Genomic DNA, 16,177 nt, shown 5'->3' with positions numbered 1-16,177 from the left:
TTTTGAGCTATTTATAGAGCATTAATTGCTTACTTAACTAACATTTTGTCCAATGCGGCTTTAAACTCTTCACCCATATGGCTTGACTGCATGGCGTATTCTACATTTGCCAGCATATAGCCTAACTTAGAACCACAGTCGTGCGATTTACCTGTTAGGTGGTAAGCTTCGAGCGTTTCTAGGTGGCGTAGTTGTAGTAGTGCATCGGTAAGTTGTATTTCGCCGCCGGCGCCCGGTGGTGTGTATTCAAGCAAATCCCAAATGGTGGGCGATACAACATAGCGGCCTGTTATTGCTAGGTTGCTTGGGGCTTCATCGTTATTTGGTTTTTCGACCATGTTTTTAATGGTGGCGTTTTCGCCTGCGCTTATATTTTTACCGGCTAGGTCTACCACACCGTATTGATGTACTTGTGCTTGCGGTACGGGCTCTACCATTACTTGGTTATGACCTGTTTGGTCAAACCGGTCGATCATTTGGCTTAGGTTATCGGTTTTTGGGTTTGATTTGTATTTGTCTATTATTACGTCGGGTAGCATTACAGCAAACGGGTTATTGCCTACTATGGGTTTAGCAGCCAGTACTGCGTGGCCTAGGCCTAATGGGGCCGATTGGCGAACCGAAATAACTGTTACGTCTTTTGGTACTATTGAGCGAACCTCGTCTAGTAGGCTGCGTTTTACACGTGCCTCTAGTGTGGCTTCTAGCTCAAAGCTGGTGTCAAAATGGTTTTCGATAGAATTTTTAGACGCGTGAGTAACCAGTACTATTTCTTTTATGCCTGCGGCTACGGCTTCGTTAACTACGTATTGAATTAAAGGTTTGTCGACCAGGGGGAGCATTTCTTTTGGTATTGCTTTGGTGGCTGGCAACATACGCGTGCCTAAACCTGCAACTGGGAGTACGGCTTTTAATACTTTCACTTTAATTCCTTTTTTTATTTTGTTTTTAAAATCACAAAAAGGCAAAGCAAAAGCTTAAATCCTTTTAACGTACGTCACATACCGTGTGAGCTTATTATTATACACAACACAATAATGTACTCAACTATAAAAACATCCTTTAATACTGTTTTTTTGTTAATTTTTTGTTGCACCAAAATATCTAGCAAGCGCCCTATTTTAGTGCTTTTTAGCACTTTTTACTTATCTACCTTTTTTGTTGTAATAATACTATACTTAGCCGTGCTGTTTATTAGGGATTTTTAACTAAAGGAACGTATGTGCGCTTAGGTGTTTGCATTTTAATTGTTATGTCGTTTTTTGTGTATGCGCAAGATGCACTTATGCATTTGCGTAACAGCGATATACTTGCCCGTGCACAACAGCAATATGGCGCTGCTGGCTACACACGTATAAAAAACTGGCTTAGCTTTATTGATAGCAGCCAAGGTAAAAGCGAGTGGCAAAAAATACACCTCGTTAACGACTTTTTTAATAAACACATACAATACAAAAACGACGATGAACTGTGGCAACAAACAGATTACTGGGCAACCCCGCTTGAAAGCTTAGGCGTAGGTATGGGCGACTGCGAAGACTACGTAATAGCCAAGTACTTTACATTAATAGCACTGGGCATACCTGAGGATAAAATACGCTTTATGTATGTGCGCCAAAAAACAGTAAACCAGCCACACATGGTATTAATTTATATTGAAGAGCCTAACCAAATACCCCTTGTGTTAGGTAATTTTAATACTAAACTTTTACCGGCTAATAAGCGCCCCGATTTAAAACCTATATACAGCTTTAACGGCCAAGGTTTATGGCTTGCTAAAGCAAAAGGGTTAGGTAATAAAGTTAAAAATAGTCGTGGTGTGTCGGCCTGGAACACCATGCTACAACGAATAGAACACGGTGAGCTTGCGCCCATCGCACGTAACAATAAAGGAACTACTAGTTATGTCGCCAATTTTTAAACACGGCTTAAGCTTAAAAACACAAGTTTATGGCCTTATTATTTTAATATCGGTTATTTCGTTTTTTGTACGCGTAGCAACCGACGTACAAACAACCCGCCAATACTTACAAACCCAAATGGGTAGCCACGCGCAAGACACGGCAACAAGCTTAGGGCTTTCGGTTTCGCCTTACCTTGACGACGAAAGCTTAATGATTGCCCAAACCATGGCCACCGCGATTTTTGATAGTGGCTATTACAAGCAAATAAAATATACCGATACACAACAAAATGTTGTGTTTGAGCTTACTAACCCTAAACGGGTTGAGTCGGTGCCTAATTGGTTTATAAACGCGTTACAGCTTAGTGCCCCCACCATGAGCAGCGAACTTAATAATGGCTGGGTAATGGCCGGCACGCTTGAAGTAACCAGCCATACGGGGCAGTCGTACTTAACGCTTTGGGAGCATACTAAACGTAGCTTTTACGGATCGTTTTTATTATTGGCGGGATCGCTTGCGGTGGCGTTTTTAATTTTAGGCACGGTGTTTAAGCCACTAAAAGCGGTAGAGCACCAAGCGCAATTAGTTACCCGTAAACGCTTTACGTTAAACCAACAAATACCGGTAGCCCGCGAGCTGCGTACGGTAACTAAAGCGATAAATAATATGGTTGTTAACTTACAAAGCACGTTTGACTCGTTAACTAAACAAACACAAACCCTTACCGAAGAAGTATACATAGATCCCCTTACTGGGCTGGGTAACCGCCGTTCGTTTGAAAACCATTTTAGCTCGGTGGTAGACACAATAACCCCCGATGCGCCAATAACCGCAATGATGATCACCCTGCCTTCGCTTGCTAACATTAACCAAACTGTAAGCTACCAAGATGGCGACCAACACGTTTACGATGTAAGCACTACGCTGCAGCACATTTTAAGTGAGCTAACTAATACCAAGTTATTTAAATTAAATGGTAGTACTTTTATAGCGCTTGCCCCGTTTGACGTGCCTTTTTTAAATAAAACACGGTTAGACATTAACGATGCCTTTAGCCAAAAGAAAAACAGCCTGCATGTAAACGGCTTTGCTAACTTGTCGTTAGTTAATGTAGAAAAAGGTTCTAGCCTAGGGAGTGTGCTTTCGGCGCTCGATACCGGTTGCACCATTGGCGAAACAGCCGCAAATAATAAAGTAGATAAAGACACCCTATTTAGTGTTAAGCAGTGGCGTACGCTTATTAAGTCGATTATTGATGCTGGCGAGGTGAGCTTTTCGGTGCAGGCGGTTAAGCAGGCTCGCTCTGAAAATACACAGTGTTATTTTGAGGTGTTTGCGCACTTTATTCACGAAGGTGAAAAAGTAAATAATGGCCATTTATTTGCAATGGCCGAAAAACTAAACTTAACCGAAGAGCTCGACAAAAAAATAATACGCAACTTTGTAAACGTTAAAGAGCAATACCCAAAAGACGTGTTTGCGCTTAATTTAAGTAAAGCGTCGTTATATTCTACCGATTTTATAGAGTGGCTTACGCTTTACGCCACTACTAAACCTATTTTAAAAAATAACTTACTATTTGAGCTGCACGAAATAAGCTTGCTTTATAATGTGCATGTAGCCAGTTTGCATATAGATGCCATTAAAGATATTGGTATTAGTGTTTGTGTAGAACACTTTGGTACGAGTTTAACGTCGTTTAGGTACTTACAAGGGTTAGACATAGAGTTTGTAAAAATTGATGGTAGCTACATACAAGACCTGCTAGATAACACCCAAAGCCAATTTTTTATTCAAACCGTTAATAATATTTGCCACGGTTTTGGTATTAAAGTTTTAGCCTGTTTAATAGAAAAACCTGAGACTTTAAAAGTACTTGAAAAACTAGGGTGCGATGGCGTGCAAGGTAATTTAATAATGGCACCCTCGCAAATAGTAAAAACTAATAATAATGGCGTAAATAAAGAGTTTACTTTTTGCCCTAATACGCTAAAATTTTGTAATTAGACACTCAACCATGGGACGAGATATGAAAAAACTACTTTTAGCTGGCTTAATTGCTAGTGCAAGTGCGGTAGTAACATTACCTGCAAATGCACAAGCAGATAGCTCAGGACTTGTAAGCGTATTAAATAACGCGTCGGCAGATGCTACGCCGGAGCAACTTCAAGCTGATTTACTTGCTGCTATTCAAGCTGCATGTAGCGACTGTTCTGCTGAAGACGTAGACGCACTAATTAACGATGCTATTGCTGCAGTAGGCGCAGATAACCCGTTAGTTGCTGATGTACTAAGTGCAATGAGTGCTGCTGGTATTGATAGCGATACGCTAACACTTGCTGCTGTTACTGCTGGTGTTGATGCGACGACTGCTTCTGAAGCAACGGCTGCTGGTAATCCAAATGCACCAGGCCAAAACCCTGGTAATAACGCTGCTCCAAACAGCAATGCTAACCCTAATGCACGTTCACGCGTACCAGCATTTGTTAGCTTACCAACACCTCCGGGTGCTGGCGGTAATGGCGGCGACGACGGCATTTCTGAAGTTGATAACTAATACTACCTATTTAGTTTAAAAACGCAGCCAATTGGCTGCGTTTTTTTATGTGTAAGTGTTTGGGCATTGTGTAATAATGTTTAAGTAAAAGTAATTAGATATTAGTTTTCAGAAGTCAGTTTAAAGAAATAGATTTTAGAAGTCAGAAGTCAGAAGTCAGTTTAAAAACAGATTTAAGAAAACAAACGTTAAAAATCAGTTTAAAATTTAGTATTAACTATTTATAGGGATATAAGTGAATCGTTTTATTTTTGCTTTGTTGTGCGGCATTTTATTTTTGCTCCCTTTGCCGTTAGGCAGTTATCGCCCCTGGGCTATATTAGCAATGGGTGTGTTAATTAGCGCCACGTTTTTAACGCATTTAGTTTATAGTGCTGTAAATACTAAACACCCGCTGTACCCTCCTTTATATTCTTGGCCTGTGTTTGCTACTTTAGGCATTATTGCGGCTGTATGTGCTGTGCAAATGTTTACGGTAAGCGTTGACCCTTTTCAAACAAAACACATGCTGTTAAAAACCAGTTTTATAATTATTTTTTGCTGGCTTATTTTTATTTACTGTAATACGGCACAGCGTATTAAACAGCTTATTTATGCCATTATTTGTGCCGGGGTTTTTCAGGCGTTGTATGCAAGTTACTTAAATTTATCACCCGATGTAATAAGCCCTATTTTTGGTTATAAACACACCGACCGCGCTATTGGTACATTTACGTATTCTAACTTTTTGGCTAACTTTTTAGCGCTGTGTTTATGTTTAGGTATTGGTGTGTTGGTAAGCGAGTTAAAGCGTACCAGCGGTAGGCATAAACAAACGCTTAAGCAAACTTTACGAGCTTGGGCCGAAATACTTTTAAGTTCTAAAATTGTGTTACGTATTTCGCTTATTATTATTATTGTGGCGCTTATTTTAACGCGCAGCCGTATGGGTAACTCGGCCTTTTTTATTGCGTTAATGGTGGTGAGCTTTTTGGCGCTGTTTGTTTACAACAATAAGCCTAAGGCGTTTAAGTTATTAATAGTGAGCTTTTTTATTATTGATTTAATCATTATTGGCGCTATTTTTGATGTTGAAAAAGTTAAGCAGCGTATTAGCGAAACCAGCATTGCGTCTGAAACGCGCGACGAGGTAGTGCGCGATTCTATTCCGCTTATTTTAGATAAGCCTTTATTGGGCTCGGGCGGCGGTACGTTTTATACGGCGTTTCCTGCGTATCAGTCGGAGCCGTATTCGGGTTATTACGATAATGCCCATAACGATTATATTCAATTTGCTGTAGAGCTGGGTATTCCTGCTACAGCTACTTTGGGTGCGCTTATTTTGTATTGTTTGTGGTTGTGTGTGGCTACTATGCGTAAGCGCAAAACGGCGTTGTTTCAGGGTGTGGCTTTTGGTTGTGCTATTGCGATTATTGATATGTTATTGCATTCTTCGGTCGATTATTCGCTCCAAGCTGGTGCAAACTCTATGCTGTTTATGGTTATTTTATGTTTGGCGATTTTGAGTAATAAAATAGTTGTTAAACGTGTACGTAGTTTTAAATAGGTAGTTTTCAGTTTTCAGTTTTCAGTTTTCAGTTTTCAGTTTTCAGTTTTCAGTTTTCAGTTTTCAGTTTTCAGTTTTCAGTTTTCAAGAATATTTTGTTCTGGTAAGTAGCCATATCTACGCAATTAAATAAACACCCTGCATTGCTAAGTGATTATGTCACCACCGAGAAGTGAAGGAGAAGTCAAAGAGAAGTGACTAACCATTACTAATGCTTTTTCTGTGTAGCGCCAGCGACTCTGTGTTCTCGGTGGTCATATTTTTTATAAGTAACAAGAAGCTACGCTTCTAACGTGAGTAAGCACTGCGTCTACAAAATAAAGTCAAACTTTACACTGCTAAGTGATTTTGTCACCACCGAGCAGTGAATGAGAAGTGACTACCAAATTACTTGTGTTTATCTCTGTGTAGCGCCAGCGACTCTGTGTTCTCGGTGGTCATATTTTTTTATAAGTAACAAGAAGCTGCGCTTCTAACGTGAGCAAGCTCTACGTCTACAAAATAAAGTCAAACTTTACACCGTACATTGCTAAGTGATTATGTCACCACCGAGAAGTAAAGGAGAAGACAAGGAGAAGTGACTAACCATTACTAATGCTTTTTCTGTGTAGCGCCAGCGACTCTGTGTTCTCGGTGGTCATATTTTTTATAAGTAACAAGAAGCTGCGCTTCTAACGTGAGCAAGCTCTACGTCTACAAAACCAACTCAAACTTTACACCGTAGACGCGCAGCTTGCTGGCGTATAAAAGTAACGCTTTTACATATTTATAATTAAAGCGCCAGCAAGCAAGGCGCCTACAGTAAATCTATACCTTACATTGCTAAGTGATTATGTCACCACCGAGCAGTAAAGGAGAAAACAAGGAGAAGTGATCACCAAATTACTTATGTTTTCTCTGTGTAGCGCCAGCGCCTCGGTGTGCTCTGTGGTGATATTTATTACTAAAAAGCAAGAAACGGCCGCTTCTAACGTGAGCAAGCTCTACAGGGCAATGACGGGCTTTATTTATGTTCTAGATCGAATTCGGTGGTGTGGCCGTCGCCGTGGATGAGTTGGTATTGTGATAAATCTCCTTGCTGTAAGGTGATTAAGCTTATTGCTGAGTCGCTTACTAAATACTTTTGGCCTTCGCCTACGGTTTGGTGTTTATCTACTTCCATGTGCCAGCGTTTGGTAAAAAAGTTAAGCGGGCTTTTGGGGCCGTATAAAATAGAGTCGAGTTTATCTAATACATTTATTAGCTTACGAGGGAATTCGTTTTTAATCCCGCTTGCGGTGAGTTGCCATATACGGTTTGGGTGATCGCCAAAACGCTTTTGCACCGAAAAACAAAACGAATAATGCACATCGCCCGATAAAATAAGGGTTTCGTTTGGTGTGTCGGTGCGCCTAAATGTGTCGAGTAGTTTTTTAGCCGAGCCTTCGTGTGCCATCCAGTTTTCTACATCAACCATAAGTGGTTGGCCGCATATATTAAAAGCCGCTTGAATGGCTTCTATTGATTTAACTCCAAATACCGGCGCTGGCGACACAATAATAACTTTATCGTGGCTTAGTAGGCTTTCTTCAAGCTCGGTAAGGCGCTCCCAATCAAGCAGGCCTGAGGGCTCGTTAAAATTGCTTTCGTTACGCCAGCGATGTGTGCGTGTGTCGAGCACCACAACTTTGGGTATTGTGGTTAGCTCGTAATGCCAATGGTTAAATTCGTTTAAGGGTTTATCAAACGCTTTAAATTGCCATACGTTATTAGCACTTAAGCTTTGTTTAAATGGCGTTATAAGCGCGCCTGTTTTTGCCAGCGCGTCGTTACCCATACCTTGAAACAGCCAATAACTTATAAGCCCGTTATTAACGATGCGTTTACTGCTTGGGTTTTGGTTTATGGCTTGCTCCCACCCTGCGGTGAGGTTCCAATCGTCGGTTACGTCGTGATCGTCAAAAATCATTAACGTCGACACATTAGCAAATAACCGCTCTACTTCACTCAGCCCTTTTGAATAACCAAGCAGCGCTGACTTTTCGGCATTAAAAATACGTTGGTGCTCTTGGTTTTGCCCTGTGTATTGTGTGTTTTGTAAGTCAACACACTGCCACGCAGCGGCACTTAAATTAAGCAGGTATAAAGCAACGTATTCTTCAAAATGAATAAGGTGGTTAAAGGCTTTAACGCTTGAAAAATGCGGCTCGTCTTTTTTAAGCCAATAACCCACACCGAGCTTTGAACGTTTTTGCCACGGCGTTTTAGGTAAAAAATGATGCCGATTATAAAGTTGCTCGTTTAACTGCTCTGGTAGCGGCAGCGCCATGGGTTGTTCTTTATAAATACCTAACTTTTCAATAAGCTGATGAATCACCACTAACATGGGCCCTGCTACATCGTCGGCGTAAACTTGGTCGCCGCTTAAAAGCAGTAGTTGGGCACCGGGCTTATTTTGGCTGCGCTGAGTGTTTTGCCATTGGCTTGCGGTGACTAGGCTGTCTATTGCGGGGTGATGCGCGTTACGGCACGAGCCATGTAGTATGCTGTTTAGCGTATTAGGTATTACAAATGCAGGGGTTGATTGATTGTTGTAAGCCCATGCTGATAAATCAATCTCATTGCCATCAATTAGTAATTGATACGCTAGTAAGGTGTCGAGCACAAAAGGCGCGTTGGCAGGCTTAATTACCACATACTGCAAAAACAAGCGCTCACCCAATGCAATAGTTTGTTGTTCGCTAACACTTTGGGTGTTAAGTATGTTTATTTGGCACTGTGCGGGTTTTGACGTTGCAAACACTATGCACACGCCTGTTTGCTCAGCACGGCGCACCATTGGCCCCATAAGTAAAATAGGAAGTTGCGCCGCGTGAGTGCTCATAAGGTTAGCCTTTAGCTGCTAATTTAAATAGCGAGTAAAAGTTATCGGTGGTGGCTTTTGCCAGCTCGTTAAAACTAATGCCTTTAAGTTCGCTAATGTAATAGGCTACGTCTTGCACGTAAGCGGGTTGGTTAGTTTGCCCACGGTGTGGGACTGGGGCTAAATACGGCGAATCGGTTTCTATTAGTAGTCGGTCGAGTGGAATTTGCTTTACTACGTCTTTAAGCTCTACCGCATTTTTAAACGTTACAATGCCTGAAATAGAAATATAAAAGCCCATATCGATGGCTTTTTTAGCCATGTCCCAGTCTTCTGTAAAACAGTGCAGTACGCCGCCGCAGTTTTCGGCTTTGTGCTCGCGCATTAGGTTTATGGTGTCGGCGCGGGCATCGCGAGTATGAATAATTAGCGGCTTTTGTAGCTCGTTAGCCACGTCAATATGGCCTACAAAACTGGCTTGCTGCACGGCATGGGTGTCTTTTGCGTAGTAGTAATCAAGCCCCGTTTCGCCTATGGCGACTACTTTGTTGTGCGATGCTAAATCAATTAATTGCTGTTTGTTAAGCGCGTCTTTTTGATCGAGCGGATGTACGCCACACGAGGCCGATACATCGTCGTAGTGCTTAATTTTATCAAGCATACTTGGAAACTGGTCAAGCGTTACGCTTACACACAAAAAATGTTCAACCTGTTTGGCACGTGCTTGGTCTAGCACTTGGCCTAGGTTTAAATCGAGTTTATCAAAATCAAGACGGTCTAAATGGCAATGCGAATCTACAATCAAAATTGGGCCTGTTTTTTACTACATGGTGTAAGTTGGATTACCGGAGTTTAACATAGTCCCCAGTAGTTTTTCGATCTTGGCGTTTAGGTTTGTTTTGTCGTCTAAAAAGCTAATACCTATACCTGGTGGATTTGAGCTTTGCGCACCTTGTGGGGTGATCCACGCCACTTTGCCAGTTACTATGTCGTCTTCGAGTGCATCGGGAAGGGTTACACGTAACGCCAGCGAGTGCCCTACTTCGTAACGCATGTTAGTGCGTACAAATAAGCCGCCTTTTTTTAAGTAAGGCATGTAACAGCGATATAATTCGTCTAGGTCGTCTATATCTACTAATAGCTCTTGCATGGATAATCCTTTTATTTATTACGTAAAATGTACGCTAATCGCGATACGGCGAGCGGTAAATTAAGGCCAAGAATTTTTGTGTTATTTTGCAAAAATTCGCTGAGTGCTTTTTGCGCTTCTTGATACGCTTCAAAGCTCATGCCTTGTAATAATTGCTGTTTTAATTGCTCGCTTAAAAATAAGGTAAATATACGAACCAGCTCCGGTTGTTTATTTATTATATCTACTAACGCTTTGAAATTATGGCTTTGTTTAAACTCAGTTGCAAACTTATAGAGGGTATCTATATTTTGTAGCTGGTTTTGCTCTTGCCATTGTTTTACTTGCAATGGCTGGCTGTAAAAAAGCGGTAGCCACGTGTAACTTTGTATTTGTAACGACTCAAGCCATTGCTGCGCTAATTGCGTACTGGTTACTTTTACGTCGGTTTTAGCACATCGGCTCAAAATAGTGGCTGGTAGTTGTGCGGGCTGACTTGTGGTTAATATTAAAAACCGGCTATTGCTTGGCTCTTCAAGCGTTTTTAATAAGGCGTTAGCCGCTGCCATGGTCATTTTTTCGCAGTTTTCGATTACCACTACTTTGTTGCCATTTTGCGCCGCAGAGTGGTTCATAAAGTCGCTTATGGCGCGTATGTCGTCTACGCCAATACTTTGGCCTTCTACCTGAGTTATGCGCTTGTCGGGGTGTGTGCCAGCAAGGTTTAGTGAGCAACTTTTACATTGCCCACATGGCGCTAAAATACTGTTTGGTGCGGCTGTTTGCTGTGTAATATTTTGGCATAACAAGGCATTGGCTAGCTCGTCACTTAAGGCAAACTTACCTACCCCCACAGGCCCACAAAACAGCTGGGCATGATGAAAACGCTGACCACGAAAGCTTTGTGCTAAGTGTTGCTGTGTTTCATATAGCCATGGCAAGGACATGTTATTTTAGCTCTTCAAAAAAAGTGCGTAATACGTTTGTGATATCGCGATGTACTTTATCAATTTCTTGATTGGCATCTACGGTTTTAATTGAGTTGTCGTCGCTTGCAAGCTCTAGGTAGCGCATGCGTGTGCGCTGAAAAAACTCAATGGCTTCTTGCTCTATTCGATCAAGCTCGCCACGCCCTTTAGCGCGCTCAAGGCCTATTACTGGATCTATGTCGAGGTAAATGGTTAAATCGGGCTTTAAGCCTTTTAATACCATAGACGATAACGACGCCAGTGTATTTGAGCTAATGCCACGCCCGCCGCCTTGGTATGCCTGAGACGATAAATCGTGACGATCGGCTAAAATCCATTTACCCTGCTCAAGCGCTGGGTTTATTACGTTATGCATTAACTGCGAGCGTGCAGCGTACATAATTAGCAGTTCGGTTTCGAACGCTATTTCTTCTTTGTGCTCGGCTTTTACCAAGGTGCGTAACGACTCGGCCAATGGCGTGCCGCCAGGTTCGCGTACGTTAATGTACTCAATTTGCTTTTTGTTTAAAAAGTCTTGGCAAAGCGAAATAGCGGTTGATTTACCTGCGCCTTCAAGGCCTTCTACTACTATAAATTTTGGTTTCATAAACAAGTTAATTCTTTTTATTTAAAATATAGGTTTTAACTGCCGCGTTATGTTGTTTTAACGTGGTTGAAAATTGGTGGCTGCCATCGCCTTTTGCTACAAAGTAAACATAGTCGCTTTGTGGCGGGTTTACCGCTGCTAAAATAGCGTCTTTAGATGGCATGGCTATGGGGGTTGGCGGTAATCCATCAATACGGTAGGTATTGTATGGCGTGTGATTTCGTAAATCTTTGTATTTAATATCGCCGTCAAAGCTTTCTCCTAGGCCGTATATTACGGTTGGATCGGTTTGTAGGCGCATTTTTGTGTTTAATCTATTTACAAAAGCAGACGCTATTAACGGGCGCTCGCTGGCTAAGGCGGTTTCTTTTTCAATAATTGAAGCCATTATGAGTGCCTCGTAAGCGGTGTTGTAAGGCAAATCGTCAGCGCGTTGCTGCCATGCTTCGTTTAGTGTTTGTTGCATAGTGTGTGCGGCACGTTTTAATACACTGCTTGCGGTATCGTTATGTTGGTAGTGGTAGGTGTCTGGAAACAGCCACCCTTCTAAAAATGTGTTGTTGCCCAAAATTTGTTGGCTTAACTCATCTAATTTTAAATCGTTTTTTAAGTTAGGCGCATTTTTAATGTTAGCAATAACATCGCGTAGCGCTTGGCCTTCAATAATGGTAAAGCTAAAGCTGATTTGTTGGCCTTGGTTTATTTTTTTTATGTTGTTAATAACACTGGTATTTGAAAGCGCGTAAAGCCCTGCTTTTAAATCGGTTAGTGTGGGATCAAGCTTTGCAATAACTTGGTAACGCCAGCAGCTTTCAAGCCAGTTATTTGCTTGCCACTGTTGGCATAGTTTATTAAAGCCCGTGCCTTTTTTAACCTCAAATTGGGTGTTTTCGCTTACTTTTAGTGGGCTTTGCAAAGTTGCCTGCAATTGCTGATAGCCAATAGCGGTGCTAATAATCGCTAAAAGTACAACTGATAAAATAACTTTTAACACTCAGCCTCCTTGGCTATTAATTGGGTTAATAATGTATTGCTATGCGCTACATTAAAACTTTGCTGCTGTATACGTTTAACAGGTACGGCGTGCATTAAACTATTACATATAAATACCGCATCGGCCTCTGTTAAATCGTTTACGGTAATGTGTTTAAACTCAACCGTTAATTTATCACATAACGCTTGCAGATAAACGCCCTTTATACCGCATTCATTCAGCTTTGGCGTAAATAATTTACCGTGTTTAATGGCAACTATATTGGCTGCTGACGCTTCAATAACATGGTTGTTGTAGTCGAGCACCAGTACGTCGTCGCAATTTTGCGTTTGCATGGCGTTTTTAATGAGTACTTGTTCTAGCCTGTTTAGGGTTTTTAGCCCTGCGAGCAATGGCTGCGCTGCTAATTTTATTGGGCTTATTTCAAGGCTAATACCGTGCTCTGCAAGCGAGTGATAATGTGTAGGGTATTCAAGTACGCTTACTATAATGGTTAAATTACACTCACTTGGTAGGCCATACCCTCGCCCACCTTCACCGCGTGTTACGAGTATTTTTAATACACCTGTTTGTTTTTGGTTTACTTGGTTATGTAGGTGTTGTTCTAGTGAAATAAAGTCGAGCTCAGGAAAGGCTAAGCGCTTTGCGCATTCAGCTAAGCGTGCTTTATGGTGGTGCCAATATTCAACTTGGCCATTAGCTATTTTTGCCGTTGTAAAAAAGCCATCACCATAGTTTAAGCCTCTGTCGCTTGTGCTAACGGCGTTTGATTTACTGGCGTTGATGATTGTTTGCGTATTATTTATTATTTTTTGCATATAAAAAAAGCCCAGTTAAACAACTGAGCTCTTATAAAGTGGTTCGTTGTTAAAAAAGATTATACCTTTTTAAATAGCAACGAGCCATTAGTACCACCAAAGCCAAATGAGTTGCACAGTGAGTAATCTAGTTTTGCATCGCGTGCTGTATGTGCAATGTAATCTAGGTCACAGCCTTCATCTGGGTTATCAAGGTTAATAGTAGGCGACACTTTTTGATCTTTTAACGACAATATCGACACAATTGATTCAACCGAGCCGGCTGCACCGAGTAAATGACCCATCATCGATTTAGACGAGCCCACCATTACGTTTTTTGCAGCATCACCAAAAATAGACTTAACGGCGGCTGTTTCGGCTTTGTCGCCTGCGTTGGTCGATGTACCGTGGGCGTTTATGTAACCTACTTGCTCTGCATTTACTTGCGCATCTTTTAATGCGTTTTCCATTGCAAGGGCTGCACCGGCACCGTCTTCTGGTGGCGAGGTCATGTGGAATGCATCGCCACTCATACCAAAACCTACTAGTTCGGCATAAATATTTGCGCCACGTGCTTTTGCGTGTTCGTATTCTTCAACCACAACAACACCTGCACCGTCAGAAAGTACAAAACCGTCACGGTCTTTATCCCACGGGCGTGATGCAGCTTGTGGATCGTCGTTACGAGTTGATAATGCTCTGGCTGCGTTAAAGCCACCCATACCAATAGGTGTACAGGCCTTTTCTGCTCCGCCGGCTACCATTGCGTCGGCATCGCCGTAAGCAATCATACGGGCGGCATGACCAATGTTATGTAAGCCTGTTGTACAGGCGGTTACAATTGAAATGTTAGGGCCACGCAAACCGTACATTATTGATAAATGACCCGAGATCATATTAATAATGGTAGAAGGCACATAAAATGGAGATAACTTACGTGGGCCACTGTTAAGTAACTTAACGTGGTTTTCTTCAATTAGCGTTAGGCCGCCAATACCAGAACCAACAGCAACACCAATTCGCGTTGCGTTTTCTTCTGTGATTTCTAGGCCCGAATCTTGAAAGGCTTGAACGCCCGCTGCTAAACCGTATTGGATAAATAAATCCATTTTTTTTGCATCTTTGGGTGGCATATAAGCCGATGCATCAAAGTCGTTGATTAAACCAGCGAACTTTGTTCCAAATTTTGATGTGTCAAAGTGTGTTATTGTTTGTATTCCACTTTTAGCATCTAATAAGCCTTGCCAGGTTGATTGAACATCATTGCCTAGCGGCGTCAACATTCCTAAGCCAGTTACGACGACACGACGTTTAGCCACGGTTTGCCTCCAATAAGGGATATTTATAATTTTATTAAAATTTGTACCATTTTACTTTTTAAATGGTTTTTTTAATCCAATTAGATTCACAAGGGGATTAATACCCAAGCAACCTCAAAGTGCGAGTCTCAAACTTGTTTGACAACACATAACATAAACAAAATTAATGTTAGTTAAATTTGGGGAGTTAAGGTTTGCTATTTGAATCATGAACTTTGAGGTGGTTTGAATACATAGATTAAAGGCAGCGAATGCTGCCTTTAATATACAATGATTACTCAGCGTGAGCTGTTACGTAATCGATTGCGCTTTGAACTGTAGTGATCTTTTCAGCTTCTTCATCTGGGATCTCAGTGTCAAACTCTTCTTCTAGAGCCATTACTAGTTCTACAGTATCAAGAGAATCTGCACCTAGGTCATCTACGAAAGAAGATTCGTTTTTAACTTCTTCTTCTTTAACACCTAGTTGTTCAATGATAATTTTTTTTACGCGTTCTTGGATATCGCTCATTCTTCTTTCCTTTATTAAAACGCCAATGCGTTATTTTCAGATTGCGGGGTAGTTTACGCCGCATAATTCTCTGATTCAATGATTTGACCGTAAATAATTGTCTGGTCAAACCTCTGAGTGTGTGTTTTCCCTGTTATCGCTTATTTTAATAGCAATTTCAAGTATGTTTAAAGCAAGTTCACAAATAATTCAATGTTTTTTAGTGAATTAAGCCAACTTAATTTTAATCTTTTAAAGGCTATATGGTTATTAAACCATATACATCGCGCCATTTACATGCAAAGTTTCGCCTGATACATACGCAGCCGCGTCAGATGCTAAATAACACACTGCCGCTGCAATTTCGTCAGGTTGACCTAAACGACCCGCCGGTACATTTGCTAATGTGGCTGCTTTTTGGTCATCGGTTAGCTCGTTGGTCATATCTGTTTGAATAAAACCCGGTGCAATTACGTTTACTGTAATACCACGCGAGGCCACTTCACGTGCAAGCGACTTAGAAAAACCAATTACACCCGCTTTAGCCGCAGCGTAGTTGGCTTGGCCTGCGTTACCCATAGTGCCCACAACCGAGCCAATATTAATAATACGGCCGTTCTTTTTCTTCATCATTGGGCGTAAAACAGCCTTTGATAAACGGAAAATAGAGCTTAGGTTGGTATCGATAATATCGTCCCACTCGGCTTCTTTCATACGCATAAGTAAGTTGTCGCGCGTGATACCTGCGTTATTTACAAGTACGTCAATATCGCCTAAGTCAGCTTTTATTGCCGCCAAAGTTGCCTCAATTGAAGCAGGATCGGTGACGTTTAATGCATAACCTTTACCGTTATCACCTAAATACTCACTAATGTTAGCCGCACCCGACTCGCTTGTTGCTGTACCGGCTACTTTTGCGCCTTGTGCAACCAACATAGTTGCAATTGCTTTACCAATACCACGGCTTGCGCCTGTAATTAGGACAACTTTGCCCTCTAAAGAAAATAAGTTAGACATTGTTATA

Annotated in this window: 15 protein-coding genes; 4 read left to right on the top strand and 11 right to left on the bottom strand. The window is 41.5% G+C overall.

Going from position 1 to position 16,177, the window contains the following annotated elements; all coding sequences use genetic code 11:
* Positions 1-29 precede the first annotated feature (29 nt).
* Complete coding sequence (galU, locus tag AC27I2_RS13020) at positions 30-923, bottom strand: UTP--glucose-1-phosphate uridylyltransferase GalU (RefSeq protein WP_487204495.1); 894 nt, start codon at positions 921-923, stop codon at positions 30-32.
* Positions 924-1,222: 299 nt separating this feature from the next.
* On the opposite strand from galU, the gene AC27I2_RS13015 reads away from it, so the two are divergent.
* The 4 genes from AC27I2_RS13015 to AC27I2_RS13000 all read left to right on the top strand — a co-directional run bounded on the left by AC27I2_RS13015 (position 1,223) and on the right by AC27I2_RS13000 (position 6,007).
* A complete protein-coding gene (locus tag AC27I2_RS13015; protein WP_138530514.1) occupies positions 1,223-1,921 on the top strand; it encodes a transglutaminase-like cysteine peptidase in 699 nt (232 codons plus the stop codon).
* Positions 1,905-3,911, top strand: a complete 2,007-nt coding sequence (locus AC27I2_RS13010) for a bifunctional diguanylate cyclase/phosphodiesterase (protein ID WP_487204494.1) — start codon at positions 1,905-1,907, stop codon at positions 3,909-3,911. The genes AC27I2_RS13015 and AC27I2_RS13010 overlap by 17 nt, the downstream gene beginning before the upstream one ends.
* A 22-nt stretch (positions 3,912-3,933) precedes the next feature.
* Positions 3,934-4,461: a hypothetical protein gene (locus AC27I2_RS13005; protein WP_487204493.1), complete on the top strand. Its 528-nt coding sequence runs from the start codon at positions 3,934-3,936 to the stop codon at positions 4,459-4,461.
* A gap of 235 nt (positions 4,462-4,696) precedes the next feature.
* Positions 4,697-6,007, top strand: a complete 1,311-nt coding sequence (locus AC27I2_RS13000) for an O-antigen ligase family protein (RefSeq protein ID WP_487204492.1) — start codon at positions 4,697-4,699, stop codon at positions 6,005-6,007.
* Positions 6,008-7,010: 1,003 nt separating this feature from the next.
* Here AC27I2_RS13000 and AC27I2_RS12995 read toward each other — a convergent pair.
* The 10 genes from AC27I2_RS12995 to fabG all read right to left on the bottom strand — a co-directional run bounded on the left by AC27I2_RS12995 (position 7,011) and on the right by fabG (position 16,170).
* The gene (locus tag AC27I2_RS12995) at positions 7,011-8,870 is read right to left on the bottom strand and encodes an alkaline phosphatase D family protein (protein ID WP_487204491.1); all 1,860 of its coding nucleotides are present in this window, start codon (positions 8,868-8,870) and stop codon (positions 7,011-7,013) included.
* A 4-nt stretch (positions 8,871-8,874) separates the two neighbouring features.
* The gene (locus tag AC27I2_RS12990; RefSeq protein WP_487204490.1) at positions 8,875-9,654 is read right to left on the bottom strand and encodes a TatD family hydrolase; all 780 of its coding nucleotides are present in this window, start codon (positions 9,652-9,654) and stop codon (positions 8,875-8,877) included.
* Positions 9,655-9,672: 18 nt separating this feature from the next.
* Positions 9,673-9,999 (bottom strand): PilZ domain-containing protein, encoded by a 327-nt coding sequence (locus tag AC27I2_RS12985; RefSeq protein ID WP_006792298.1) that lies wholly within the window; start codon positions 9,997-9,999, stop codon positions 9,673-9,675.
* An 11-nt stretch (positions 10,000-10,010) separates the two neighbouring features.
* Positions 10,011-10,925: a DNA polymerase III subunit gene (locus AC27I2_RS12980; RefSeq protein WP_487204489.1), complete on the bottom strand. Its 915-nt coding sequence runs from the start codon at positions 10,923-10,925 to the stop codon at positions 10,011-10,013.
* A gap of 1 nt (position 10,926) precedes the next feature.
* Positions 10,927-11,553, bottom strand: coding sequence for a dTMP kinase (gene tmk, locus AC27I2_RS12975; protein ID WP_006792300.1), 627 nt, complete (start codon positions 11,551-11,553; stop codon positions 10,927-10,929).
* Positions 11,554-11,560: 7 nt separating this feature from the next.
* Positions 11,561-12,547 carry an endolytic transglycosylase MltG gene (gene mltG / locus AC27I2_RS12970; RefSeq protein WP_058406053.1) on the bottom strand — a complete coding sequence of 329 codons (987 nt, stop codon included), beginning with the start codon at positions 12,545-12,547 and terminating at the stop codon, positions 11,561-11,563.
* A complete protein-coding gene (gene pabC / locus AC27I2_RS12965; RefSeq protein ID WP_487204488.1) occupies positions 12,541-13,365 on the bottom strand; it encodes an aminodeoxychorismate lyase in 825 nt (274 codons plus the stop codon). The genes mltG and pabC overlap by 7 nt, the downstream gene beginning before the upstream one ends.
* 59 nt (positions 13,366-13,424) lie before the next feature.
* Complete coding sequence (gene fabF / locus AC27I2_RS12960) at positions 13,425-14,663, bottom strand: beta-ketoacyl-ACP synthase II (protein ID WP_487204487.1); 1,239 nt, start codon at positions 14,661-14,663, stop codon at positions 13,425-13,427.
* 274 nt (positions 14,664-14,937) lie between these two features.
* The gene (gene acpP / locus AC27I2_RS12955; RefSeq protein WP_006792304.1) at positions 14,938-15,174 is read right to left on the bottom strand and encodes an acyl carrier protein; all 237 of its coding nucleotides are present in this window, start codon (positions 15,172-15,174) and stop codon (positions 14,938-14,940) included.
* A gap of 249 nt (positions 15,175-15,423) precedes the next feature.
* Positions 15,424-16,170 (bottom strand): 3-oxoacyl-ACP reductase FabG, encoded by a 747-nt coding sequence (gene fabG, locus AC27I2_RS12950; protein ID WP_058406051.1) that lies wholly within the window; start codon positions 16,168-16,170, stop codon positions 15,424-15,426.
* Positions 16,171-16,177: the final 7 nt, after the last annotated feature.

The sequence above is a fragment of the Pseudoalteromonas sp. NH0006-46 genome (assembly GCF_057547735.1).
Note: the sequence above shows the minus strand (reverse complement) of the source record. Positions and strands in the feature narration are given on the sequence as shown.

Excerpts from the sequence above, each read along its gene's own strand:
- AC27I2_RS13010 (WP_487204494.1), top strand. The coding sequence starts at position 1,905 with ATGTCGCCAATTTTTAAACACGGCTTAAGCTTAAAAACACAAGTTTAT.
- AC27I2_RS13005 (WP_487204493.1), top strand. The coding sequence starts at position 3,934 with ATGAAAAAACTACTTTTAGCTGGCTTAATTGCTAGTGCAAGTGCGGTA.
- AC27I2_RS12995 (WP_487204491.1), bottom strand. The coding sequence starts at position 8,870 with ATGAGCACTCACGCGGCGCAACTTCCTATTTTACTTATGGGGCCAATG.
- AC27I2_RS12985 (WP_006792298.1), bottom strand. The coding sequence starts at position 9,999 with ATGCAAGAGCTATTAGTAGATATAGACGACCTAGACGAATTATATCGC.
- AC27I2_RS12980 (WP_487204489.1), bottom strand. The coding sequence starts at position 10,925 with ATGTCCTTGCCATGGCTATATGAAACACAGCAACACTTAGCACAAAGC.
- tmk (WP_006792300.1), bottom strand. The coding sequence starts at position 11,553 with ATGAAACCAAAATTTATAGTAGTAGAAGGCCTTGAAGGCGCAGGTAAA.
- pabC (WP_487204488.1), bottom strand. The coding sequence starts at position 13,365 with ATGCAAAAAATAATAAATAATACGCAAACAATCATCAACGCCAGTAAA.
- acpP (WP_006792304.1), bottom strand. The coding sequence starts at position 15,174 with ATGAGCGATATCCAAGAACGCGTAAAAAAAATTATCATTGAACAACTA.
- fabG (WP_058406051.1), bottom strand. The coding sequence starts at position 16,170 with ATGTCTAACTTATTTTCTTTAGAGGGCAAAGTTGTCCTAATTACAGGC.